Source organism: Gordonia oryzae (assembly GCF_003797185.1).
Lineage (GTDB): Bacteria > Actinomycetota > Actinomycetes > Mycobacteriales > Mycobacteriaceae > Gordonia > Gordonia oryzae.
Window position 1 is genome coordinate 60,350 of record NZ_RKMH01000008.1, and the last position, 21,431, is coordinate 81,780.

Here is a 21,431-nt window from a genome sequence, read left to right on the forward strand (position 1 = left end):
CGTGGTCAACCCCGGTGAGAAGAAGGCGATCGCGATCATCGCCGCAGTGGCCGTCGTGTTCGTGGTGGTCGTCGCGGCAGGCGTCGGCATCCTGGTGGCCGGCAATACCGGCGAGCACAAGGACGATGCGTACATCCAGCTCGCCGTCGGCGGCGAGCTCCATACGGTGCAGCCGGCCCGGTGGTGTGACGTATTCGTACGTGAGTGCACCCCGCCACGGGATCAGCCTCAGCGCACGACGCCGCGGGTGCCGATCCCGCTGAACTCAACGGCGCTGCTGTCGGTCTCGAAGACCGTCGCCAAGTCTCCGTGGAATCTCACGACCCTCTACTGGACCCCGCAGGGCCTGGTGGAAGAAGAATCACCGCAGCCGTCGAACACCACCTACACGGTCGCCCTGCGATCGCGCCCCGACCGCGTACTGCTGGGCGTGACGATCACCGCGGCATCGGCGGTGGCGACCAACCCGGACGGGTCGACCGACATCGCGCGCGGTCTCATCGCTGCCGACACCGCGCCGCCCACGTGAGGGTGAGCTAGGGTGTGTCTCCCAATTCCCTTTGCGGGTCTTGGCGGCACGATTGCGCCAATCCCTCGCAGAAGAATCGGGAGACACACCCTAGCTGTCGAGCTCGCGGGCGACGGCACGCACGACCTCGGAAATGCGTTGTGCGGTTTTGCGATCCGGGTAGCGACCCTTGCGCAGATCCGGCTGCACCTTGCCCTCGAGAAGGGTGATGAGATCGGCGACCATGCCGTGGAGTTCGTCGGGGCTGTGCCGCTTGACCTCTTTACGCGCGGCTTCACGGGTGTTCTTGGTGACGCTGGGTGCGGGTTCGAGCACGGTGACGGTCAATGCCTGCGGGCCCCGACGCCCCGCAGCCATCCCGAACTCCACCCGCTGGCCGGGCTTGAGCGCCTCGACGCCGTCGGGCAACGCCGACGAACGCACGTACACGTCTTCGCCACCGTCTTGTGCGAGAAAACCGAAGCCCTTCTCGGCGTCGTACCACTTCACCTTGCCGCTCGGCACTGTGCTCACCTTCACTCGAACGTCGTTGTCGTTGCATGCGGTCGATCCACCACATGACAAGGGCGCCCTGGCCCACGACAATGAGCAAGGCGCCTGGTGAAGCCAGTCTAGCCAATGGGCAAAACGAATTCTCGAGGCAGCGTGAGCCGCGCGCTGACCGGTCACGACACCGTCATCATCACCCCGGGTGCTCTACCGTGGAAGCCATGGAGAGCAAGCGTGTCGCCGGCGCCGGCGCCGGGAGGCAAGCGTACGGGTTGAAGGCACACGGCGATCGTCGCTCGCTGACTCCGGGAGCCGGCGAGTCGTCCACGTCGCGGCTGCTGCCCCTGGCGGGCGTGGTCTTTGTGATCGGGCTGCTCGCGATCGTTGCGTTGTTCCTCACCCCGGTGGCCGATCACGGCGAGACCGCTCCGACCGCGGTGTATCTGTTGACGATGTGCGCCCCGCTGGGCTTCTTGATGGGCGTCATCTACGCGTTGCGGTCGGGCCGTGGGACCCGGTGATCGGGTGTCGGCTTCTGTGGATCGACCCTCGGTGATCGCCACCCACGCCGATCTCGCGCCGGCATCGGACGAGGACGCGCTGAAGCGGGCGTACAGCTGTTTCCCGTCCGGTGTGGTCGCGGTCTGCTGTCATCGTGGCGCGCCTGAGCCCCGCCCGCCCTCCGACGGCAACGATTCGACCGGCCCCAGCGATTCGACCGGCCCGGAACTGGTCGGAATGGCCGCGAGTGCCTTCACTTCGGTATCGCTGGATCCACCGCTGGTGAGCGTGTGCGTGCAGAACACCTCGACAACGTGGCCACGGCTGCGCGACGCCGGCACCGTCGGTGTCAGCGTATTCGCCCACGACCAGGCACAGCTGTGCCGTCAGCTCGCCGGTCCGGCACTACGACGGTTCGACGACATCGAGCCTCTCGGTTCCGACGACGGAGCCCTATTCATCCCGGGCGCGGCCGCTCACCTGTCGTGCACGATCGAGAGTGAGATCCTCGCCGGCGATCACCTGCTGGTGCTGCTGCGCATCCAGCGCCTCGACGCCGATCCGACTGTCGAGCCACTCGTGTTCCACGCCAGCACCTTCCGTGCCCTCCAGGCACGGATTCCCAACGACGATCCCGCACGGCGATGACCGTCGTCGACCTCGGTCTGCCGCTCCCAACGGTGCTGCCGCGCGCCGCCGACGAACCTCATTCGGAGGCGTCGACCGCGCCCACGTCCGGGCCGCTGCGCGACACCTTCGGACGGGTGGCGACCGATCTGCGGGTGTCGGTGACCGACCGCTGCACTCTGCGCTGCGCCTACTGCATGCCCGCCGAGGGCCTCGACTGGTTGCCGAGCGAGTCGGTGATGACCACCGCCGAGTTCATCCGGGTGCTGCGCATCGCGGTCGCCGACCTCGGCATCCGCACCATCCGGTTCACCGGCGGCGAGCCGCTGCTGCGCCGCGACCTCGAGGACATCATCGCTGCCGTCGCCTCGCTGCCGCAGGGTCCGGAGATCGCGATGACGACCAACGGCCTCGGGCTGACGCGCCGTGCCGCCGGTCTCGTCGAGGCCGGGCTGACGCGCATCAATGTCTCACTGGACACCGTCGATCCCTCCCGATTCGCCGAGATCACCCGACGTGACCGGCTGCCCGACGTCCTCGCGGGCCTCGATGCCGCCCGTCGCGCGGGGTTGTATCCGATAAAGGTGAACGCGGTCGTCCCCGATCGTCGGGACCTGGCCGGACTGGTCGACCTCGCCCGGTTCTGCCTGGACGCCGGATATCAGCTGCGAATCATCGAGCAGATGCCCCTCGACGCCGGACATCGATGGGATCGGTCGCGGATGGTCACGGCGACGGAGATCCTCGACGTGCTGTCGGCGCATCTCCGATTGCTCCCCGACACCGTGCCGCGCGGAGGTGCGCCTGCGGAGACCTTCCTCGTCGACGGCCATGCCGACGCCCGCGGAGCACCTGCGCGCATCGGCGTCATCGCATCAGTGACACGTCCTTTCTGCGGTGACTGCGACCGGACCCGGCTGACCGCGGACGGAGCTCTGCGCAACTGCCTGTTCGCCGACGCCGAGACCTCGCTGATGCCCGTGCTGCGGGGCCGTCGTGACGGCGAGCTCGAAGTCGATCGTCGGATCGCGCAAGTGTGGCGGGAGAACACCTGGGCCAAGCGCGCCGGGCACGCGGTCGGCACCGCGGGATTCCGGCAGCCGGACCGTCCGATGTCGGCGATCGGGGGCTGAGCGGATGCGTGTGACGGTCCGGTACTTCGCCGCCGCATCCGCGGCCGCGAAGACCGAATCCGCCGTGTACGAGATCGACGAAGACCTCACGCTCGGTGAGCTCGAACACATTCTGGCAGGCGATAATCCGGAGTTGGCACGGGTGTTGGAGCGCTGCTCGTATCTGCGCGATGAGATCGCGCTGTGCGACCGCGCGCGGCGCCTCGGTCCGACGCGCACGATCGACGTTCTCCCCCCGTTCGCCGGAGGTTGACACACGCGAATCTCTTGTGACTTTCCTCACATAACGAGTCGATAACGAGATGGACACGAACCAGACGTCACGCCCGTGAACTGCACGGACGCCAATACAGGGCCCAAAGACCCACCGCCACGCCCAAAAAGGGTTGTCAGGACGGGGTGATTCCCGCTCTCAGACGCCGTACTGTACGAAGCGTCCTTCACAGAAGGTCACAGCACAGTAACTACACATCACGATTGCCACCGGTCGCGCCGAGCCTCGTTCCTCCGGTGGAATGACGAGAACACATCTTGGAACGAGGACGGGGGACCCACCCTTTCCGCAAGGAAGAACGGACGTCGACAGACGTCCTTGGGGTTAAGTCCGGTCGCCGCACGGCGATCGTGACCGAGCACCTCTCGCTCGAACCCGACAGCTGACCTCGCAGGCGCGTGGAGAGAGGTAATTCGACTTATGTCCGCACGTCACCGCAAGCCGTCGACCACCACCGCGACCAAGACCTTCGCGAAGATCGCACTGACCGGGGCCGTTCTCGGCGGCGGCGCGGCTCTGCTCGGCACCGGCTCGGCACATGCCGCCACCGATTCCGAATGGGACCAGGTTGCACAGTGCGAGTCCGGCGGCAACTGGGCCATCAACACCGGCAACGGCTACCAGGGCGGACTCCAGTTCAGCCCAAGCACGTGGGCCGCCAACGGCGGCACCCAGTTCGCGCCGAGCGCCGATCAGGCCACCAAAGAGCAGCAAATCACTGTCGCGGAGCGTGTCCTGGCCACCCAGGGCAAGGGCGCGTGGCCGGTCTGTGGAGCCGGGCTGTCCGGCCCCACCCCACGCACCGCCCCCACCTCCACCCCACGGCAGGAAGCACCCCAGGCACCGCAGACACCGCAGGCACGCGCCAAAGGTCTCGCGAACACCCCGAACGCCACCAGCACCGACCAGGCGATCGATCAGGTCAGCCAGGCCGGCGTCAGCCCCGAGGTGCAGAACCTACTCAAGGCCGCCAAGGACAGCGGCTACCAGCTCACCCCGGATCAGCTGCGCCTGTTCAACGAGAACAAGGGACTCATCCCGCTCCCCTGAACCCGAACGGTTCAGCCCTGACGAAGGGCCCCGCACGTTGCTCGACGCCGTGCGGGGTCCTTTTCCCATTGTTGGAGGTGGTCTCGGTGGTCGCCGGTATCAAGTAGCGCCCGCGATCAGGCCGACCCGACCCACTCGTCGGTTCCGTCGCCGAAGAACTGGTGTTTCCATACCGGTATACGCGCCTTGACCTCATCGACGAGTCGCGCACACAACGCGAACGCCTCGGCACGGTGGTCGGCGGCCACAGCAACGACGAAAGCGACGTCACCGACCGACAGGTCACCGACCCGATGGGAGACCGCGACCGCCCGCACACCGTCGGCGGCCGCACAGACCTCGGAGACGACCTCGGTGAGCACGCGCGGGGCATCCGGATGCGCCGAATACGACAGACTCGTCACCGCGCGCCCGCCGTCGTGATCGCGGACCGCGCCGACGAACCCGACAACCGCGCCGGCATGTCCGTCGGCTGCCGCGACGACGCGGGCCTCGTGGTCGGCGAATGCGATCGGGTCGGCGCTCACCGCCGTGCACACCGTCACCGACGTGGCGGCGCTCATCAGCGATAGCCCGGCATCAGTGGTCGCCGCCGCGGAGCTGATCGAGAGCGTGGTCGACGACGGTGGCGAGGACCGAAAGTCCATCGCGCACACCGCCGGTCGAACCGGGCAGATTGACCACCAGCGTGGTGCCGGCAACCCCGGCGGTGCCGCGGGAGAGAACCGCGGCCGGCACCTGCGGCAGCCCGGCGGTGCGCACTGCGTCGGCGAGACCGGGGATCTCGATGTCGAGCAGCGGCCGGGTCTGTTCGGGAGTCCGGTCGGTCGGTGCGAGCCCGGTCCCGCCGGTGGTGAGGACGAGGTCGACGTCGGCGTAGATCGCGGCCCGGATCGCATCGCCCACCGGCGGGCCGTCGGCGACGACGTCGAGCTCGTCGACGGAGAACCCGTGGTCGGTGAGCCACTCGGCGATGATCGGGCCGGTGCGATCGGGATAGACACCCTGGGAGGCCCGGGTGGAGGCGACGACAATCCGTGCGATGCGCTGCGTGCTCATGGTTGCGATCCGGGGTCCCTACACGTTCCGCCGTCGTCTTCTCGGCGCCAGTCTCCGGACCGTCCGCCGGACTTCTCAAGCAACCGGATTCCGTCCATGCGTGCGTGGCGGTCGACTGCCTTGACCATGTCGTGCAGCGTGAGCCCGGCCACCGCCACTGCGGTCAGTGCTTCCATCTCCACGCCGGTCCGGCCAGCGGTGGTGACCGCAGCTGTCACGTCAATGTGATCTGCGCCGATCGTGAAGTCGACGTCGACCGATGACAGCGCCAACTGATGGCAGAGGGGAATGAGCGAATCGGTGCGTTTGGCCGCCATAATCCCGGCGATCCGCGCAGTGGCGAGGACGTCCCCCTTCGGCAGTGCCGACGAGGTCAGCAGGTCGATGACGGTGGTGCTGGTGCGAAAGGTGCCGCCGGCAACGGCGCGGCGCTGTGTGACCGACTTGCCCCCCACATCGACCATGCGGGCCGTACCCGAGTCGTCGACGTGGGACAACCGGGCAGCGGACTGCGGGTCGGGGACCGCACTCACTCGGTCACCGCGCTCAGCGGTTGATGACCGTCTTGGGGTTGATGTAGTTGACCTCGTCGGCCGGCAACGGGAACTCCACGTCGCCGAACGGCGACAACGCGCCGGGCAGCGCGGCCGCGAACTCCGACACCGCGTGCTCGGGACCGTCGCCGTCGGAGGCCTTCGGCCAGCCGTTGTCGACGTAGTGCTTCTTCGAATTGCTCTCAGCCACGCGCATATTGTGCCACGACGTCCTTTGTGGCACGCGGTGCGCTCACCGTTTGCTCCTCCACGCCCACGACGTGTGCCCGTCGTTCGAATGATACGACGACCGATCCCAGAGCACGTTGGGTAAGGTCACAGGCCAGCGGTCCGCCCCCGATCGAAGGAAGAATCGTGCCTCTGAGTCCAGGTTCGCAGGTCGCCGGATACAAGGTGGTCTCCCTGCTGGGTTCGGGCGGAATGGGTGAGGTGTACCTCGTCGAGAACCCGCAGTTGCTGCGACGGGAGGCCCTGAAGGTCATCTCGCTGGCCGGTGCGCACGACCCCGATTTCCAGCGACGCTTTACCAACGAGGCGCGTACCACCGCGGCGCTCGATCACCCCAGCATCATCTCGATCCACCAGTACGGCATCAACACCGACGGCACCCCGTGGTTCACCATGAACTACCTCGAGGGCGCCGACCTCACCCACGGTGCGATCTCCCCGTCGGACGTGATCGAGGTGACCACGCGGGTTGCCGACGCCCTCGACTACGCTCACCGGCGCAACATCATCCACCGTGACGTCAAACCGGCCAACGTTTTCCTCAGCCGCGACGAACACGGTCAGATCGACCGGGTCACCGTGCTCGACTTCGGTATCGCCAAACTCGTCAACTCGACGTCACTGACCGCGACGAGCGCCTTCATCGGCACGCTGGCCTACTGTGCCCCCGAGGTGATCGAGGGTCACGACGCATCAGCCTCCTCTGACCAGTACTCCTTGGCGTGCACCGTCTTTCAGCTCCTGACCGGGCAGGCCCCGTTCACCACCACTACACCTTCGGCGCTGGTCATGGCGCATCTGACCAAACAGATTCCGCCGATCGGCTCACTACGCCCCGACCTCAGCGCCCTCGATCCGGTGATCGCGAAGGCATTGTCGAAAAATCCCGCCGAGCGCTACCCCGACTGCCGGTCGTTCTCGACGGCGCTGCGTCAGGCATTCGAAAGCCGGGGTCAAGCATTCCAGGGGCGGGGCAACCCCATACCGCCACCGCACCAGTCGAACCCGGCGGCAGGACCTTTCGTCGGGGCGAACCACCCGTACTCCCAGACCGCCGCGGGGCAGTCGCAGCCAACGCCGCCGCCGTCCTATGCGACGCCGCCGTCGTCGCATCCGAATCCGTCGCATCCGAATCCCTCAGTGCCCAGCCAGAATCCCTCCCACCCCGGCCAGATGCCGTCCGCGATGCCCGGCGGCTACGGGCCGGGTGGCCCGACGGTCGCCAACAACCCACCCTCGCAACCGAATTCGCCGTATCAGTCGACACCGCTCGGCGCACCCGCACCGACCGGCGGAATACCCCCGACGTTTGCGCCCCGAACGCCGCCGCACCTCATCGGCAGCTATCCACCCCCCGTGCCGGCGGCCCCGAAAAAGCGCACTGGCCTGATCGTCTCCCTGGCGGCCGCCGCCGTTGTCGTCCTGCTTGTCCTCGGCCTCGGCATCGCCTTCGCCGCAGGCGCTTTCCGCGGTGATGATGATCAGCCCACGGCCGCCGGACATCCCACCGTGCTTGCCATCTACGGCAACTCCAGCTGCGGCATCTCGGCCAAGCAGTTGTACTGCTGGGGAGCCAATTACGACAATCAGCTCGCCAACGGCGACACCACCGGCTCGCCCACCCCAGTCAAGGTCAACCTCCCCACCGTGACCGCGGTCTCGATGGGCGGGTACGTCGACACCAGCAAGGACTTCAAGACCACCACTTGCGCGGTCTCGGCAGGTCAGGCCTTCTGCTGGGGCGACAACAGCTACGGCCAACTCGGCACCGGCACCACCTCCAACGCCCAGATACCGACACCGGTCACCGGGCTGTCGGGCACGGTCACGGCGATCACCACCGGTTTCGGCAGCACCTGCGCCATCGCGGGCGGGACGTTGTACTGCTGGGGCAACAACGACGACGGGCAGATCGGCGTGGACTCGGTCAGCGACAAGACCTCCAGCCCCACCGAGGTGACCGGACTGAGCGGCACCGTCACCGGCATTGCCACCGCACAGGGCACCACCTGCGCCATCGCCGACGCCGTCTACTGCTGGGGCAACAACGACAGCGGCCAACTCGGCACCGGGGCCACCACGCGGGCCAACACCCCGCAGAAGGTCGCCGTCACCGACGCCGACTCCATCTCGGTCGGCACATATGGCGTCACCGATGACCCGAACCAATACATCACCGTGTGCGCGTCGGCGTCGGGCAAGGCCTACTGCTGGGGCGACAACCGGTACGGCCAGATCGGCGACGGCACCAAGAACGCCCAGCACACCCCGACGCCGGTCGTCGGGCTGACCGGGGTCACCCAGATCAACACCGGTTGGGGTTCGACCTGCGCGGTGTCACAGGGCAGGTTGTTCTGCTGGGGAGACAACGAGGGACAGCAACTCGGCATCGGCTCCGGCTCGGCGACCACCTCGCCGACCCAGATCACTGCGCTGTCGGGCACCGTCTCCGCCGTCGAGACCGTGCTGGGCACGACCTGCGCGGTCGTCAACGAGACCTCGATCTACTGCTGGGGCCGCAACTCCGCGGGCCAGGTCGGCAACGGCGACAGCGGTGAGGACAAGGAAGTGTCGACCCCGACGCTGCTGAACCTGCCCGCGTGAGAAGGGCTCGCGTGGCGCGCTCGGTAGAATCGGCCGAATGAGTTCCGATGATCGGGCCGACGGGCTTGCCGGCGACCTGATCTCGCGCACCGACGATCAATTGGCGGATCTGTTCGCGCTGCGTCCCGACCTCGCCTCCCCGCCCCCGCAGGGCAGCCGTGTTCTCGCGCAACGTGCGCTCTCCGCGGCGTCGGTCGCGCTGGCGGGCGAGCGCCTCGACCTGCTCGACATCGCCGTGCTCGAGGTGTGCATCTCCTCGGGCCCACCGGCTGCGGCGACGGTGTCGGCCTCGTCGGTGCTCGACGCGCTGTCCGATCGCGCCGAGCATGACGACATCCTCGAGCGCATCACCCATCTGCGTCGGCTCGCACTGATCTGGGGCCCCGACGACGCACTGCACGTCGCCGGTAATGCGACCTCGGCGCTGCCGTGGCGTGGGCTGCACCTGACAGGCCCGCTCGCCGACGTGACGCCCGAAGACCTGCGGGCGCGTCTCGACGCCCTCGACGAGCGGCAGCGCGAACTACTCGCGGCGCTCTCCCGAGGCCCGGCGCTGGGTCGCAGCCGCGACGCAGCACCCGACGCCGACCCGCAGTCGCCGGTCGCACGCCTGATCGCCGACGGTCTGCTCGCGCGAATCGATCATCAGACCGTGGAGCTCCCTGCACAATCCGGGCAGTTGCTGCGCGGTGAACCGGCCCTGCGGACCGACTCCCTCGCGCGTCCGGTACCCGACGACTCCTCTGCGCCGCGCCGGTTCTCGGCCCGCGACATCGACGCCGCAGGTGGTGGCGAGGCGCTGGAACTGATCCGACACGCCACCACGGTGCTCCGCGCACTGGGGTCGGCGCCGGCGGCGATCCTGCGGTCGGGAGCTCTCGGCGTGCGCGAGCTGCGGCGCCTGAGTAAGTCCACCGGCCTCGATCAGCCCCGGCTCGCACTGATCGTCGAGCTCCTCGGTCACGCACGATTGATCGACTCCGGTTTCCCCGACCCCCCACCGGCGGGCGACACCGGCGAACACGCCTTCGCTCCGACGACGACGTCGGACACCTGGCTGCACCAGCCTCCGGAACGGCAGTGGCACACCCTGCTCGAGGCCTGGCTGACGATGCCGCGCAACGCCTGGCAGGTCGGCGAGCCGGACCGCGACGGCACCACGATCCCGGCTTTGTCGGCCGAGATCTACGACTCTCACGCCCCGACCGTGCGTCGCATCATCCTCACCGCGCTGCGGCGGACGGCGCCGGCGACACCAGTGTCGGTCGCCGGGCTCGTGGCCACCCTCGGCTGGGATCATCCCCACCAGATGCGTCGTCTCACCTCGCGGGTGGTGGGTGCGACGCTCGACGAGGCACGCTCGGTCGGGGTTGTCGGGCATCACGCGTTGACCACGGTCGGACGGGCGGTGCTCGACGCCGATCCCGCCACCGACGATTCGGCGGTGCTCGCCGCGATGCGCAAGGCGCTGCCGGCGCCGGTCGATCATTTCCTCACCCAGGCCGATCTGACGATCACCGTGCCCGGGCCGATGACCGCCGAGCTCGCCGAACAGGTGGAGCTGGTGGCCGACCTCGAATCCGGCGGCGCCGCATCGGTGTATCGGATCAGCGAGGACAGTGTGCGCCGCGCGCTCGACGCCGGCCGATCCAGCAGCGAACTGATCACCATGTTCACCACGCATTCCCGCACACCGGTGCCGCAATCGCTGACCTATCTGATCGAGGACGTGGCGCGCCGACACGGCGCGCTCCGGGTCGGGATCGCCTCGTCGTTCATCCGGTGTGAGGACGCCGCGACCCTGGCGGCGGTGTTGCGCAGTGATGCCACCGAGCGTCTGGCGCTACGGGCGCTGGCGCCCACGGTTGCGGTGTCGCCCAGTGAGATCCGTGATGTGCTCGACGTTCTGCGTGCCGCCGGATTCGCTCCGGCCGGTGAGGATTCGGCGGGTGAGCTCGTCGACATGCGTGACCGCGGAAGCCGAGTCGCCACCAACCGCGCGCGGCGGCATCCGGCCGCGGCGCCACGTCGCGCGGCGCTCGGCCCCGATCAGATCGCCGCCGTCGTCGGCCGGGTGCGCTCGGGTGATCGTGCCGCGGTCGCCACCCCCGCGGCCGGGCCTGCCTCGGCGTCGGTGCGGGCCACCGGGGGTGGCGAGCCGACGACCGCTCTGATCCGATTGGCGTTGCGCGCCAACCGGAAACTGCGCGTCGGCTACGTCGACGCGCACGGCAGCGCGTCACGACACGTGGTGTCCCCGCAGACCCTCGGCGCGGGTCAGCTCATCGGGATCGAGGACGGCACCAACGACGAACAGCGGTTCTCGCTGCATCGCATCACCAGCGTCGAACTGCTCGACGGCTGACCAGCGCAGATCGCAGCCGAGGGTCAACCCGCGGCCACCGCGACCGGCTCGGACTCGTGTGCGTCGCCGATCGGCCGCCGGACGTTGATCAGGACCCCGGCCACGAGCGCCACACCCGCGAGAATGGCTGCGGCGACATAGAATCCGATGCTCTGACCGTGGACCATGGCCTGTGCCTGCAGCACCTGCGCATCGGCCGGTCCGTGCACCGAGGCCATGTGGCCGGTGATGTAGGAGGCCGTCGCAGTGGCGGCGATCGTGTTCAGCAAGGCCGTGCCGATGGCTCCGCCGACCTGCTGTGAGGTGTTGACCATCGCCGACGCCACACCGGCGTCGCGTGGCTCGACGCCGTAGGTGGCGAGGTTCATCGAGGTCATGAACACCGTGCCCATCCCACAGCCGAGCAGGAACAGAGCCGGGAAGATCACGCTCCAGTACCGGGTGGAGTCAGCCGAGATCTGACTCAGCAGAAGCATTCCGCAAGCCGCGATGAGCGCACCCGGCACCAGCAGGAACCGTGGCGGCACCCGGGTGATGAGGCGCGCCGCGATCTGGGTGGAGCCGATCAGCATGCCACCGACCATGGGCAAGAAGGCAACTCCGGCGCTCAGCGGCGAATAGTGGTGCACCACTTGCATGTAGAGCGTCAGGAAGAGGAAGGATCCGAACATCGCGATCACCGACATGGCGACGCTCAGATACGCCCCACCGCGTGCACGGTCGGCGACAACCCGCAAGGGCAGCAACGGATGTCGGTAGCGCGTCTGCCATCCGACGAACGCGACGAGCAGTACCACCGCCGCGATCAGGCAGATGACGGTTCCGGTGTCACCCCAGCCCTCCTCGGCCGCACGACTGAAACCGTAGACCACCAGGGCCAGTCCCCCGCCGCCCAGGACGACGCCGAGGACGTCGAGGTGAGTGGCGTTGTCGTGAGCCCGCGGCGGCTCCTTGATCTCGACGATCGCACCGAACAGCGCGGCGGCCGCGAAGACCACGTTGATGTACATCGTCCAGCGCCAGTCGAGGGTCTGGGTGAGCAGACCACCGAGAAGCAAGCCGACCGCGGCGCCGCCACCGGCGATCGCACCGAAGACACCGAAGGCGCGGGCGCGTTCCTTGGGCGCAGTGAACATCACGGTCAGCAGCGACAACGCGGCCGGGGCGAGCAGCGCGCCGAACGCACCCTGCAGTGCCCGCGCGCCGAACAGCATCCCCTGGTTGACCGCCGCACCGCCCAGCGCGGAGGCGAGGGCGAAGCCGACGAGACCGACCATCAGCGAGCGCCGACGGCCCCAGAGGTCGGCGATGCGTCCGCCGAACAGGAGCAGACCACCGAAGGCCAGGGCATATGCGGTGATGACCCACTGCTGGTTGGCGTCGCTGATACCGAGGTCAACCTTGGCATCGGGCAGGGCGATCTGGACGACGGTGCCGTCGAGGACCACCATCAGCTGGGCCAGACAGATGAAGACGAGGGCCTTCCACCGCCGGGGATCAGGTTCGGTGGCGGGCGAAACAGGTGAGGACATTCGAGAACTCGCTCTTGTCGGCGTGCGGTGGACGCGTCGGTGCGATGCACCGACCTGGTGTGGTGATCCACGGACCAATATCCGGAGGGCATTACTCCGGATAGCGTACGCCGTCCGGCGCGACAGCGAAACTCCGTTTGCATCCACAGCGTCGACAGCGCTCGGCTCAGTCCCGACAGCGCCCACGGCGCTCGCCACGGCGCCGACAGCGCTCAGCTCAGTCCCGACAGCGCTCAACTCAGTCCCGACAGCGCTCAACTCAGTCCCGACAGCGCTCAACTCAGTCCCGACAGCGCTCAGCTCAGTCCCGACAGCGCTCAACTCAGTCCCGACAGCGCTCGACGGGGCACTGTCGGCGTGGTGCAGGGCGCTGTCGCGGGTGGGGAGAGCGCCGTCGGCGTGCTGGAGAGCGCGATCGGGATTCGACGCGACGTGCAGACACCTGGACAATGGATCGGGTGACTGATGGACCCCTGATCGTGCAATCCGACAAGACGCTGCTGCTCGAGGTCGATCACCCCGACGCGGCGTCCGCGCGCGCAGCGATCGCTCCGTTTGCCGAACTCGAACGCGCACCCGAACACGTGCACACCTACCGGGTGACCCCGCTGGCGCTGTGGAATGCGCGCGCGGCGGGCCACGACGCCGAGCAGGTCGTCGACGCGCTGGTCACCTACTCGCGCTACGCGGTGCCGCAACCGCTACTGATGGACATCGTCGACACCATGGGCCGGTTCGGCCGGCTCCAGCTGGTCAAGAGTCCCGTCCACGGACTGACACTGGTGAGTCTCGACCGCGCGGTTCTCGAGGAGGTCCTGCGCAACAAAAAGGTCGCCCCGATGCTCGGCGCCCGCATCGACGACGACACCGTCGTCGTGCACCCGTCCGAACGAGGACGGCTCAAGCAGATCCTGCTCAAGGTCGGCTGGCCGGCCGAGGACCTCGCGGGTTATGTCGACGGCGAAGCACATCCGATCGGCCTCGACCAGGGCGACTGGCATCTACGCGACTACCAGGAGATGGCCGCCGACTCGTTCTGGGCGGGCGGCTCAGGCGTCGTGGTGCTGCCGTGTGGTGCGGGCAAGACGATGGTTGGCGCGGCCGCGATGGCCAAGGCCGGTGCCACCACGCTGATCCTGGTGACCAACACCGTTGCGGGGCGTCAGTGGAAGCGGGAGCTGGTCGCCCGCACCACCCTGACCGAGGAGGAGATCGGCGAATATTCGGGTGAGCGCAAGGAGATTCGCCCCGTCACAATTGCCACCTATCAGGTGATGACACGAAAGTCCAAGGGCGAGTACAAAAACCTTGATCTCTTCGACTCACGCGACTGGGGTCTGATCATCTACGACGAGGTGCACCTGCTCCCGGCACCAGTGTTCCGGATGACCGCCGACCTGCAGTCGCGCCGACGACTCGGTCTCACCGCCACGCTGGTCCGCGAGGACGGACGCGAGGGCGACGTGTTCTCCCTTATCGGTCCCAAACGCTACGACGCGCCGTGGAAGGATATCGAAGCCCAGGGCTGGATCGCGCCCGCCGAGTGCATCGAGGTGCGGGTGACCCTCACCGACGAGGAAAGACTGCAGTACGCCGTCGCCGAGAACGAGACGAAGTACAAGCTCTGCTCGACGGCACACACCAAGGTCAACGTCGTGCGGTCGATCCTGGCACGCCACAGCGACTCTCAGACGCTGGTCATCGGCGCCTACATCGACCAGCTCGAGGAACTCGGCCGCGAACTCGACGCCCCGGTGATCCAGGGATCGACCAAAAACAAGGAGCGCGAAGCCCTGTTCGATCGCTTCCGGTCCGGCGAGTTGCAGACCCTCGTGGTGTCCAAGGTCGCCAACTTCTCTATCGATCTGCCCGAGGCGTCGGTGGCCGTGCAGGTGTCGGGCACCTTCGGTTCCCGACAGGAAGAGGCACAGCGCCTCGGGCGCCTACTACGACCGAAATCCGATGGCGGACAGGCGCACTTCTATTCGGTGGTCTCCCGCGACACCCTCGACGCCGACTACGCCGCCCACCGTCAGCGCTTCCTCGCCGAACAGGGCTACGCCTATCGGATCACCGACGCCGACGACCTCCTCGGCCCCACCATCGGCGAGGAATCGGCGGGCTGAGGACTACACCTGCGCCAGACAGTAACCCAGCGACAGGGGCTGCTCGAAGGTCCACCGCACCTCACCGCTCGCGCAGGTCAGCGCGCTCGTGGAACGGTTGGTGACGCGGAAGGCTACGGTACCCGCAGCGGCGGCCGACCCGCATGCCACTTCGTGATAGTCCGATAGCGAGCCACCCGAACTCGGGATCTGGTAGCACTCCTGGGGCGCGAAATTCGGTGTGAGACAGAGTTTGTCGCCTGAGTCGCCAAAGGTCAGGCTGGCATTGTGGTCGTTGGGGCAGTCGGCGGAATCGGCGATGAAACCGGCCGCATAGAACGTCATCGCCGGAGTGGCGCAATCGACCTTTGATGTCGACACGTTGCCCTGCACATCGCGGTCTCGGCCGATCTGCACGCAGTTGCCCACCGTGATCTGGCTCGCGCTGGTGACGCTGGTGGGTGCCTCGGTCACCGGCGGCCGGGTGTAGGGGGTCGTCGTGCCGGGCGCCGCACCGGTCGTCGACGCGCTGCCCGACGATCTCGCGCGCGTGTCGGAGGACGAGTCGGAGATCAGGTTGGCCACCACCACCCCGGCGATGATCACGACCACCAGGGCCACGAGCGAAACCACCACGATCGTCACCGTTCCACGTGAACGCCGGGCGGGTGGCATCGGATACCCGCCGGTGAAACCCGGGTGACTCGGTTGGCCTGGACGGTTCGGTTGACCCGCGAACGCACCCGAGGGTGCGGACTGCGGGAAGTACTGCGGCGGCGCATATGGCGACACCGGCAAATGGGACACCGGCGGCGGGAGCACCGGGGGTGTTGATACCGGCGGCGGGAGCACCGGGGGTGTTGACACCGTCGGGCGTGCGGTCCGGATCACCTCCGTCGGCCCCGGTATCGGAGTGTCGACCCGAGTCGGCGAGGCACGCAACGCGAGAACGAGTTGTGCGGCGAGTTCACCGCACGAGCCGAACCGATCCCCCGGCGTCTTGGCCAGCGCTCGAAGCATGACCTCGTCGAGAGTCGCAGAGGTGCCCGGCCGTAACGACGACACCGCCGGCGCAGCGCTGCTCAGGTGCGCAGCGATCACGTTGGCCTGACTCGTCCCTTCGAACGGCGGCCTGCCGCATAAGAATTGGAACAGCGTGGCCGCCAGCGAGTACTGGTCAGCCTGGCCGTCGACCTCGGCACCCAATAACTGTTCGGGTGCCACATAGGCCACCGTGCCGAGGAACATGTTGGCCGCGGTCAGGTTACTGACGTCGCCGGCCGATTTGGCGATCCCGAAGTCAGCGAGCAGAACCCGCGGCGGCGTGTCGGTGTCGCCGCGGTCTGCGGAATCGTTCTCGGCGATGAGGATGTTGGCGGGTTTGACGTCGCGGTGCAGCAGCCCGCGCGTATGTGCGGCATCGAGGGCGGCCGCCACCGCGGTGGCGATCGCCGATACCAGCATGGGATTGAGCCCGCGAGGGCTGCGCCGCAACAACTCCCCGCCGTCGACGCCGTCGATGTACTCCATCGCGAGCCACAGATGACCCTCGTACTCGCCGGAGTTGTAGATGGTCACGATATTCGGATGCACGATGCTCGACGCAAGTTCGGCCTCGCGCATGAATCGCTGCCGGAACATTGGGTCGCGGCTGAGATCAGACGGCAGGATCTTGACGGCCTCGTTGCGCGGCAGGCTGGGATGCCGGGCCAGGTAGACCTCGCCCATCCCGCCACGCCCGATCAGCCTCGTGATCGTATAGCCGGCGAACGAGTCACCCGGTTGGTAGACCACAGCCCTCCTCGGCACGACGGAAGCGGATACGCGCCCTCCACACGGCTCGCGCCGGACGGTCAGCCCTGGTCACATTACCGGCTGGCCCACGCCGACGACGTCGGTGTCGCATGTTCGGGTGTCCTCCGACCGGCTGTTCGATCGGCCGCGCACACCTCCCGTTGGCAGTATCCGATGGATGTCGAGCGCGAAACGACCACGTCGTTTCCTCGTCGGCGCTGGGGATCGTCGCGTCCCCGCGCTACCCGGCCCGCGCGACGCCGGTCCGGTTGAGCGCCGGTTCACCGCAGCCGACCTCACGGCAAGTCGGCGCGGTCACCGCCAATCGGTATCCGATAGCACTTGCCGGTGGCAGAGTTCGGTGTCCGACACAGACTCTCGCATCCGGCCCACGGAGAAGGTGAGACCGTCGGAGCCGAGCGCCAGACATGCGCCGATGCCGATCCAGCGCGACGCGACCACCGCGAATCCGAAACACCCGGCGATGACGGCGGACCGCCAGGCCAGGCGCCGATCGGGCCGGGCGAGCGGGCTCGATGACCGGCTGGTTGATCGAAGACGTTGGTCATGGGCTGTCCTCTGCGAACCTACGGTTGGTGCCGTAGGCATCGGGTCACCCGTGTGCACCTTCCTTGGTGTCGGCAATGAAGCGGCGATCATCGAAGAACTCGGCCCGGAACACTCACCGGAACCGATGTGACAGCCTGAGACAATGGCCACCGTCTCCCGCCTGCGCCCGTTCACCGCCACGATCTTCGCCGAGATGTCGGCCCTGGCTGTCACCCACGACGCGGTGAATCTCGGCCAGGGGTTTCCCGACACCGACGGCCCGGCCTCGATGCTGGCCGCCGCGTGCGCGGCGATCAATGGCGGCGCCAACCAGTACCCGCCGGGAATCGGCGTACCGCGGCTGCGCCGTGCCGTCGCCGAGCATCAGCGAGCGCACTACGGTCTCCACTACGACCCCGACACGGAGGTGCTGATCACCGTCGGCGCGACGGAGGCGATCGCGGGAGCGATCGTCGGGCTCACCGAGCCGGGTGCCGAGGTGATCATGGTGGAGCCCTACTACGACTCCTACGCCGCGACCGTCGCGATGGCCGGCGGGGTACGACGCACCGTGCCTCTGCGTCCCGACGGCGACGGCTTCCGCCTCGATCGCGATGCGCTCGCCGCGGCGTTCACTCCGCGGACCGCGCTGGTTCTGGTCAACTCCCCGCACAATCCGACCGGCACCGTCCTGCACGACGACGACCTCGCAGAGATCGCGCGGCTGTGTCTCGAGCACGACGTCGTCGCGGTCACCGACGAGGTGTACGAGCATCTGGTGTTCGACGGACGCACGCACACCCCGCTGGCCACGCTGCCCGGCATGCGCGAGCGGACCCTCCGGATCTCCAGCGCCGCCAAGACCTTCAACTGCACCGGCTGGAAGGTCGGCTGGCTGTCGGGCCCGGCCGAACTCGTCGCCGCGGCCCGCGCGGCCAAGCAATTCATGACCTACGTCGGATCGGGCCCGTTCCAGCCCGCGGTCGCCCACGCGCTGGAATCGGAGATGGACTGGGTGGCCGGCAGCGCGCAGTCCCTGCAGGCCAAGCGAAACCTGTTGTCGGCGGCGCTGTCCGACGCCGGCTTCGGGGTGCACCGCAGCGAGGCAACCTATTTCGTGTGCGCCGACCCGCGCCCACTCGGGATCACCGACGGCGAGACGTTCTGCCGGTCGCTCCCGGAGAGAATCGGGGTCGCCGCGGTGCCGGTCAGCGTCTTCGCCGACGACAAGGAGCCGTGGCGGCACATGGTGCGCTTCGCCTTTTCCAAGCGTGACGAGGTGATCGCCGAGGCCGCGCAGCGGCTCCGGCGGCTGTGATCAGATACGCACCAACATCTTTCCGACGTTCTCCCCGCGCATCATGCCGAGGAAGGCGTCCACCGCGTGGTCGATGCCGTCGACCACGGTCTCGTCGTGGACGATCGTCCCGTCGGCCAGCCATGCCGCCATCTTCTCGTTGAACTCGCGGGCGAGGCCCATGTACGACGGCAGGGTGAAGCCGCGCAGGGTCAGGCCCCGGGTGATGATGTTGCTCATGTTGCGCGGCCCGGGCTGTGCCTGCGTCTCGTTGTAGGAGGAGATGGCCCCACACAGCGCGGCGCGGCCGCCGTTGTTGAAGACGTCGAGCGCGGCTTCGAGATGATCGCCGCCGACGTTGTCGAAGTAGACATCGATTCCGTCTGTTGCCAGCTCCCGCAACTGCTTTCGCACCGGTGCCGCCTTGTAGTCGAGGGCGGCGTCGAAGCCGTACCGGGAGGTGAGCAGATCCACCTTGGCCGGCCCGCCCGCCGAACCGATGACCGAGGCGGCGCCGAGCAGACGTGCGATCTGTCCGGCCACACTGCCGACGGCGCCCGCGGCTCCCGAGATGAAGACGATGTCACCGTCTTTCAGCCCGGCGATCGCGGCGAGTCCCACGTAGGCCGTCATCCCGGTGAGGCCGAGGACGCCGAGGTACACCGATGTCAATGTGCCGGCGGGCGGTTCGGGTACCGCGGTGAATTCGGCGGCGGGCGCCTGGGCGACGTCACGCCAGCCGAGTTGATGCAGCACGAGGGTGCCGACGGGAAGATCGTCGGATGCCGACGCGACGACCCGGCCGACCGCTCCGCCGGTCATGGTCTCCCCCAGGGCGAATGGCGGGACGTAGCTGCGGGTGTCGATCATCCGCCCGCGCATGTACGGGTCGACGGAGACGAACTCGTTGGCGACGCGGACCTCCCCCGGAGCGAGGTCGGCAAGGTCCACCTCGACCGTGCCGAAGTCTTCGGGGGTGGGCCAGCCCACCGGACGGTTCACGAGGTGGATCTGGGTGCTGGTCGAGGTGTTCATCGAGATCTCCTGGACAGGTGTGGACGTCGGGGCGTGGAGTCCGGACGAGACTCACAGCGCAAGTGTTACACCGAGCAGCACGAGAGCGATCAGGGGAAACGCGAGCTGGGTGAGGGCGGCGCGGGCCTTGTCGGGCGAGGAGACGAGCAGCACCAGCCCCGCGGCCAGCATTGAGCCGGCACCGGCGCCGATCAGTGCAGCACCGACAGCAGGGTCGGCGAACCAATAGGCCACACCGATGACGACGATGATCGCCAGGAAGAGGTTGTAGAACCCCTGGTTGAACGCCATTTCGCGGGTGGCCTGCGCCTGCTGCACGCTGGTTCCGAAACCGGCTCGGGTGCGCGGGTGGGTCCAAAGAAGGGATTCGAGCACGAAGATATAGACGTGCAACGCCGCGGCCAGGGCTGCGAAGACGATCATGGCGACGGCCATCGGGCACTCCTCCAGAATTGCGAACCGATCATTCCAGAAATATACTAGAATGATCGTTACACAATTTGTCAACCTCACCCCGGAGTTCACATGGGACGCGCAGCCGGATACGACCCCCAGCAGCTGATCAGCCAGGCACGCGATCTGTTCTGGCAGCGTGGCTTCGACGCCGTCTCGGTCGCCGACGTCGAGCAGGCAACCGGTGTGGGCCGATCGAGTATCTACCACGCCCACGGCAATATGCGGGGCCTCTTCGACGCCGCCGTCGTGGACTACCTCGACACCGTGGTCCGTCCGCGGCTGAGGCCGCTCACCACCGACCCGGTGTCACCCGAGGCAATCCTGGACTTCCTCAGCGGACTGAGCGTCGCGATCGGCACGCTGGCAATGAATCCCGGTGCACCGCAAGGCTGTCTACTGCTGGTCAGCGCCGCGGCTCCGATCGGCTCGGATACAGCGGTGCACGAGGTGATCGCCGGTTATCACCGCGAACTCACCGATGCGATCGGCAGCGGCGTCGATGCCCTGCTCCCCCGGGCCAGCGCGCGGGTGCGTCGGCGATTGACCCTGCTCACCGTCGCCGCCGACATCGCCGCACTGTCGTTGAGCCGGATCGATCCCGACGCCGCGCGGGCAACCCTCGGCGCCGCCGCCGAGGCGCTGCGGGCGCAGGCGCGCAGCGAGCACCACTAGTGCTGTGCACCACCGTCGATCGAGATGTGCTCAGCGGTGATGAACGCCGACTCGTGGTGGACTGTTGACAGGAGCGAGGATGGCCACCCCGTTGGCGATCTCGTCGTCCTTGGCCAACGTACTGGCCGAGAAAGACCATGCCTACTGCCGAGTGAACATGGCGGCGGGAAGAGTGTCATGGGCGGTGAGTACATCCCACACTGAATCAGTCACCGGGGTGACGGGCATGTTGAGCAACTCCGCGAAGCGAACCGCGCTCACGGTGGCCGCCGATTCGTGTTTCTGTCCGGTGTACAAACGTGGGCCCGTGACAGTCACAACCCGGAAATAGTAGCCGTGGGCGTAAATCGGACCGCTACAACGACCGCATCTGTAACCCGTTGCGCCACAAACTGACCAGCGCGCACTCCACGACCATTAACACCGACCTTCGCGCATTGACCAAGCGTGCCTACGGGTTCCACACACCCGGACCACCCATCGCGATGGGAGAACTCGCCCGCGGCGGCGCCTGCCCCAAGGCGCCCTGGCCGTCATCCACCCGCAAGAACGTCAGGAGACGCAGCATTTCCGTGCAT

The 21,431-nt window shown here is 67.6% G+C and carries 20 protein-coding genes and 1 riboswitch; of the genes, 11 read left to right on the forward strand and 9 right to left on the reverse strand.

All coding sequences use genetic code 11. The features are described from left to right. Position 1: 1 nt before the first annotated feature. The gene (locus EF294_RS11520) at positions 2-529 is read left to right on the forward strand and encodes a DUF2771 family protein (protein ID WP_123929787.1); all 528 of its coding nucleotides are present in this window, start codon (positions 2-4) and stop codon (positions 527-529) included. Between the two features lie 90 nt (positions 530-619). Here the strand turns inward: EF294_RS11520 and EF294_RS22455 are convergent, their stop codons facing one another. Then, positions 620-1,033, reverse strand: a complete 414-nt coding sequence (locus tag EF294_RS22455; protein WP_123930331.1) for a cold-shock protein — start codon at positions 1,031-1,033, stop codon at positions 620-622. Between the two features lie 284 nt (positions 1,034-1,317). Between EF294_RS22455 and EF294_RS11530 the strand changes: the two genes are divergently transcribed. The 5 genes from EF294_RS11530 (at position 1,318) to EF294_RS11550 (ending at position 4,603) form a co-directional block, all read left to right on the forward strand. Next, a complete protein-coding gene (locus tag EF294_RS11530; protein WP_123930337.1) occupies positions 1,318-1,539 on the forward strand; it encodes a hypothetical protein in 222 nt (73 codons plus the stop codon). Positions 1,540-1,543: 4 nt separating this feature from the next. After that, positions 1,544-2,167 (forward strand): flavin reductase family protein, encoded by a 624-nt coding sequence (locus tag EF294_RS11535; RefSeq protein WP_425459422.1) that lies wholly within the window; start codon positions 1,544-1,546, stop codon positions 2,165-2,167. After that, positions 2,164-3,279 carry a GTP 3',8-cyclase MoaA gene (moaA, locus tag EF294_RS11540; RefSeq protein ID WP_123929790.1) on the forward strand — a complete coding sequence of 372 codons (1,116 nt, stop codon included), beginning with the start codon at positions 2,164-2,166 and terminating at the stop codon, positions 3,277-3,279. The genes EF294_RS11535 and moaA overlap by 4 nt, the downstream gene beginning before the upstream one ends. A gap of 4 nt (positions 3,280-3,283) precedes the next feature. Next, positions 3,284-3,532: a MoaD/ThiS family protein gene (locus EF294_RS11545; protein WP_123929793.1), complete on the forward strand. Its 249-nt coding sequence runs from the start codon at positions 3,284-3,286 to the stop codon at positions 3,530-3,532. Positions 3,533-3,792: 260 nt separating this feature from the next. Beyond that, positions 3,793-3,966: riboswitch (cyclic di-AMP (ydaO/yuaA leader) on the forward strand. A gap of 7 nt (positions 3,967-3,973) precedes the next feature. Next, positions 3,974-4,603: a transglycosylase family protein gene (locus EF294_RS11550; protein ID WP_123929796.1), complete on the forward strand. Its 630-nt coding sequence runs from the start codon at positions 3,974-3,976 to the stop codon at positions 4,601-4,603. Positions 4,604-4,719: 116 nt separating this feature from the next. On the opposite strand, the gene EF294_RS11555 is transcribed toward EF294_RS11550, so the two are convergent. The 4 genes from EF294_RS11555 to EF294_RS11570 are packed head-to-tail and all read right to left on the reverse strand — an operon-like array spanning position 4,720 to position 6,412. Next, the gene (locus tag EF294_RS11555) at positions 4,720-5,166 is read right to left on the reverse strand and encodes a molybdenum cofactor biosynthesis protein MoaE (protein ID WP_123929799.1); all 447 of its coding nucleotides are present in this window, start codon (positions 5,164-5,166) and stop codon (positions 4,720-4,722) included. A gap of 16 nt (positions 5,167-5,182) precedes the next feature. After that, positions 5,183-5,662 carry a MogA/MoaB family molybdenum cofactor biosynthesis protein gene (locus EF294_RS11560; RefSeq protein WP_123929802.1) on the reverse strand — a complete coding sequence of 160 codons (480 nt, stop codon included), beginning with the start codon at positions 5,660-5,662 and terminating at the stop codon, positions 5,183-5,185. Continuing rightward, the gene (gene moaC, locus EF294_RS11565; protein WP_123929805.1) at positions 5,659-6,195 is read right to left on the reverse strand and encodes a cyclic pyranopterin monophosphate synthase MoaC; all 537 of its coding nucleotides are present in this window, start codon (positions 6,193-6,195) and stop codon (positions 5,659-5,661) included. The genes EF294_RS11560 and moaC overlap by 4 nt, the downstream gene beginning before the upstream one ends. A 13-nt stretch (positions 6,196-6,208) precedes the next feature. Further along, entirely contained in the window at positions 6,209-6,412 is a 204-nt protein-coding gene (locus tag EF294_RS11570; protein ID WP_185091043.1) for a hypothetical protein, read from the reverse strand. Between the two features lie 158 nt (positions 6,413-6,570). On the opposite strand from EF294_RS11570, the gene EF294_RS11575 reads away from it, so the two are divergent. Continuing rightward, positions 6,571-9,048: a protein kinase domain-containing protein gene (locus EF294_RS11575; protein WP_123929812.1), complete on the forward strand. Its 2,478-nt coding sequence runs from the start codon at positions 6,571-6,573 to the stop codon at positions 9,046-9,048. 37 nt (positions 9,049-9,085) lie between these two features. After that, positions 9,086-11,413 (forward strand): helicase-associated domain-containing protein, encoded by a 2,328-nt coding sequence (locus EF294_RS11580; RefSeq protein WP_123929815.1) that lies wholly within the window; start codon positions 9,086-9,088, stop codon positions 11,411-11,413. 23 nt (positions 11,414-11,436) lie between these two features. Here the strand turns inward: EF294_RS11580 and EF294_RS11585 are convergent, their stop codons facing one another. Beyond that, positions 11,437-12,945, reverse strand: coding sequence for an MFS transporter (locus EF294_RS11585; protein WP_123929818.1), 1,509 nt, complete (start codon positions 12,943-12,945; stop codon positions 11,437-11,439). 458 nt (positions 12,946-13,403) lie between these two features. On the opposite strand from EF294_RS11585, the gene EF294_RS11590 reads away from it, so the two are divergent. After that, positions 13,404-15,071 carry a DNA repair helicase XPB gene (locus tag EF294_RS11590; protein ID WP_342774342.1) on the forward strand — a complete coding sequence of 556 codons (1,668 nt, stop codon included), beginning with the start codon at positions 13,404-13,406 and terminating at the stop codon, positions 15,069-15,071. Positions 15,072-15,074: 3 nt separating this feature from the next. On the opposite strand, the gene EF294_RS11595 is transcribed toward EF294_RS11590, so the two are convergent. Beyond that, positions 15,075-16,844 carry a serine/threonine-protein kinase gene (locus tag EF294_RS11595; protein ID WP_123929824.1) on the reverse strand — a complete coding sequence of 590 codons (1,770 nt, stop codon included), beginning with the start codon at positions 16,842-16,844 and terminating at the stop codon, positions 15,075-15,077. A gap of 712 nt (positions 16,845-17,556) precedes the next feature. Between EF294_RS11595 and EF294_RS11605 the strand changes: the two genes are divergently transcribed. After that, positions 17,557-18,711, forward strand: a complete 1,155-nt coding sequence (locus tag EF294_RS11605) for a pyridoxal phosphate-dependent aminotransferase (protein ID WP_123929827.1) — start codon at positions 17,557-17,559, stop codon at positions 18,709-18,711. On the opposite strand, the gene EF294_RS11610 is transcribed toward EF294_RS11605, so the two are convergent. Further along, positions 18,712-19,725: an NADP-dependent oxidoreductase gene (locus tag EF294_RS11610; RefSeq protein ID WP_123929830.1), complete on the reverse strand. Its 1,014-nt coding sequence runs from the start codon at positions 19,723-19,725 to the stop codon at positions 18,712-18,714. 51 nt (positions 19,726-19,776) lie between these two features. After that, positions 19,777-20,160: a DUF1304 domain-containing protein gene (locus EF294_RS11615; protein WP_123929833.1), complete on the reverse strand. Its 384-nt coding sequence runs from the start codon at positions 20,158-20,160 to the stop codon at positions 19,777-19,779. 90 nt (positions 20,161-20,250) lie between these two features. Between EF294_RS11615 and EF294_RS11620 the strand changes: the two genes are divergently transcribed. Further along, positions 20,251-20,853, forward strand: a complete 603-nt coding sequence (locus EF294_RS11620) for a TetR/AcrR family transcriptional regulator (protein WP_123929836.1) — start codon at positions 20,251-20,253, stop codon at positions 20,851-20,853. The last annotated feature ends 578 nt before the right edge of the window (positions 20,854-21,431 follow it).

Coding starts and splice junctions, on each gene's coding strand:
- EF294_RS11585 (WP_123929818.1), bottom strand. CDS start 12,945: ATGTCCTCACCTGTTTCGCCCGCCACCGAACCTGATCCCCGGCGGTGG.
- EF294_RS11545 (WP_123929793.1), top strand. CDS start 3,284: ATGCGTGTGACGGTCCGGTACTTCGCCGCCGCATCCGCGGCCGCGAAG.
- EF294_RS11605 (WP_123929827.1), top strand. CDS start 17,557: ATGGCCACCGTCTCCCGCCTGCGCCCGTTCACCGCCACGATCTTCGCC.
- EF294_RS11580 (WP_123929815.1), top strand. CDS start 9,086: ATGAGTTCCGATGATCGGGCCGACGGGCTTGCCGGCGACCTGATCTCG.
- EF294_RS11615 (WP_123929833.1), bottom strand. CDS start 20,160: ATGGCCGTCGCCATGATCGTCTTCGCAGCCCTGGCCGCGGCGTTGCAC.
- EF294_RS11620 (WP_123929836.1), top strand. CDS start 20,251: ATGGGACGCGCAGCCGGATACGACCCCCAGCAGCTGATCAGCCAGGCA.
- EF294_RS11610 (WP_123929830.1), bottom strand. CDS start 19,725: ATGAACACCTCGACCAGCACCCAGATCCACCTCGTGAACCGTCCGGTG.
- EF294_RS11560 (WP_123929802.1), bottom strand. CDS start 5,662: ATGAGCACGCAGCGCATCGCACGGATTGTCGTCGCCTCCACCCGGGCC.
- moaA (WP_123929790.1), top strand. CDS start 2,164: ATGACCGTCGTCGACCTCGGTCTGCCGCTCCCAACGGTGCTGCCGCGC.
- EF294_RS11550 (WP_123929796.1), top strand. CDS start 3,974: ATGTCCGCACGTCACCGCAAGCCGTCGACCACCACCGCGACCAAGACC.
- EF294_RS11555 (WP_123929799.1), bottom strand. CDS start 5,166: ATGAGCGCCGCCACGTCGGTGACGGTGTGCACGGCGGTGAGCGCCGAC.
- EF294_RS11570 (WP_185091043.1), bottom strand. CDS start 6,412: ATGCGCGTGGCTGAGAGCAATTCGAAGAAGCACTACGTCGACAACGGC.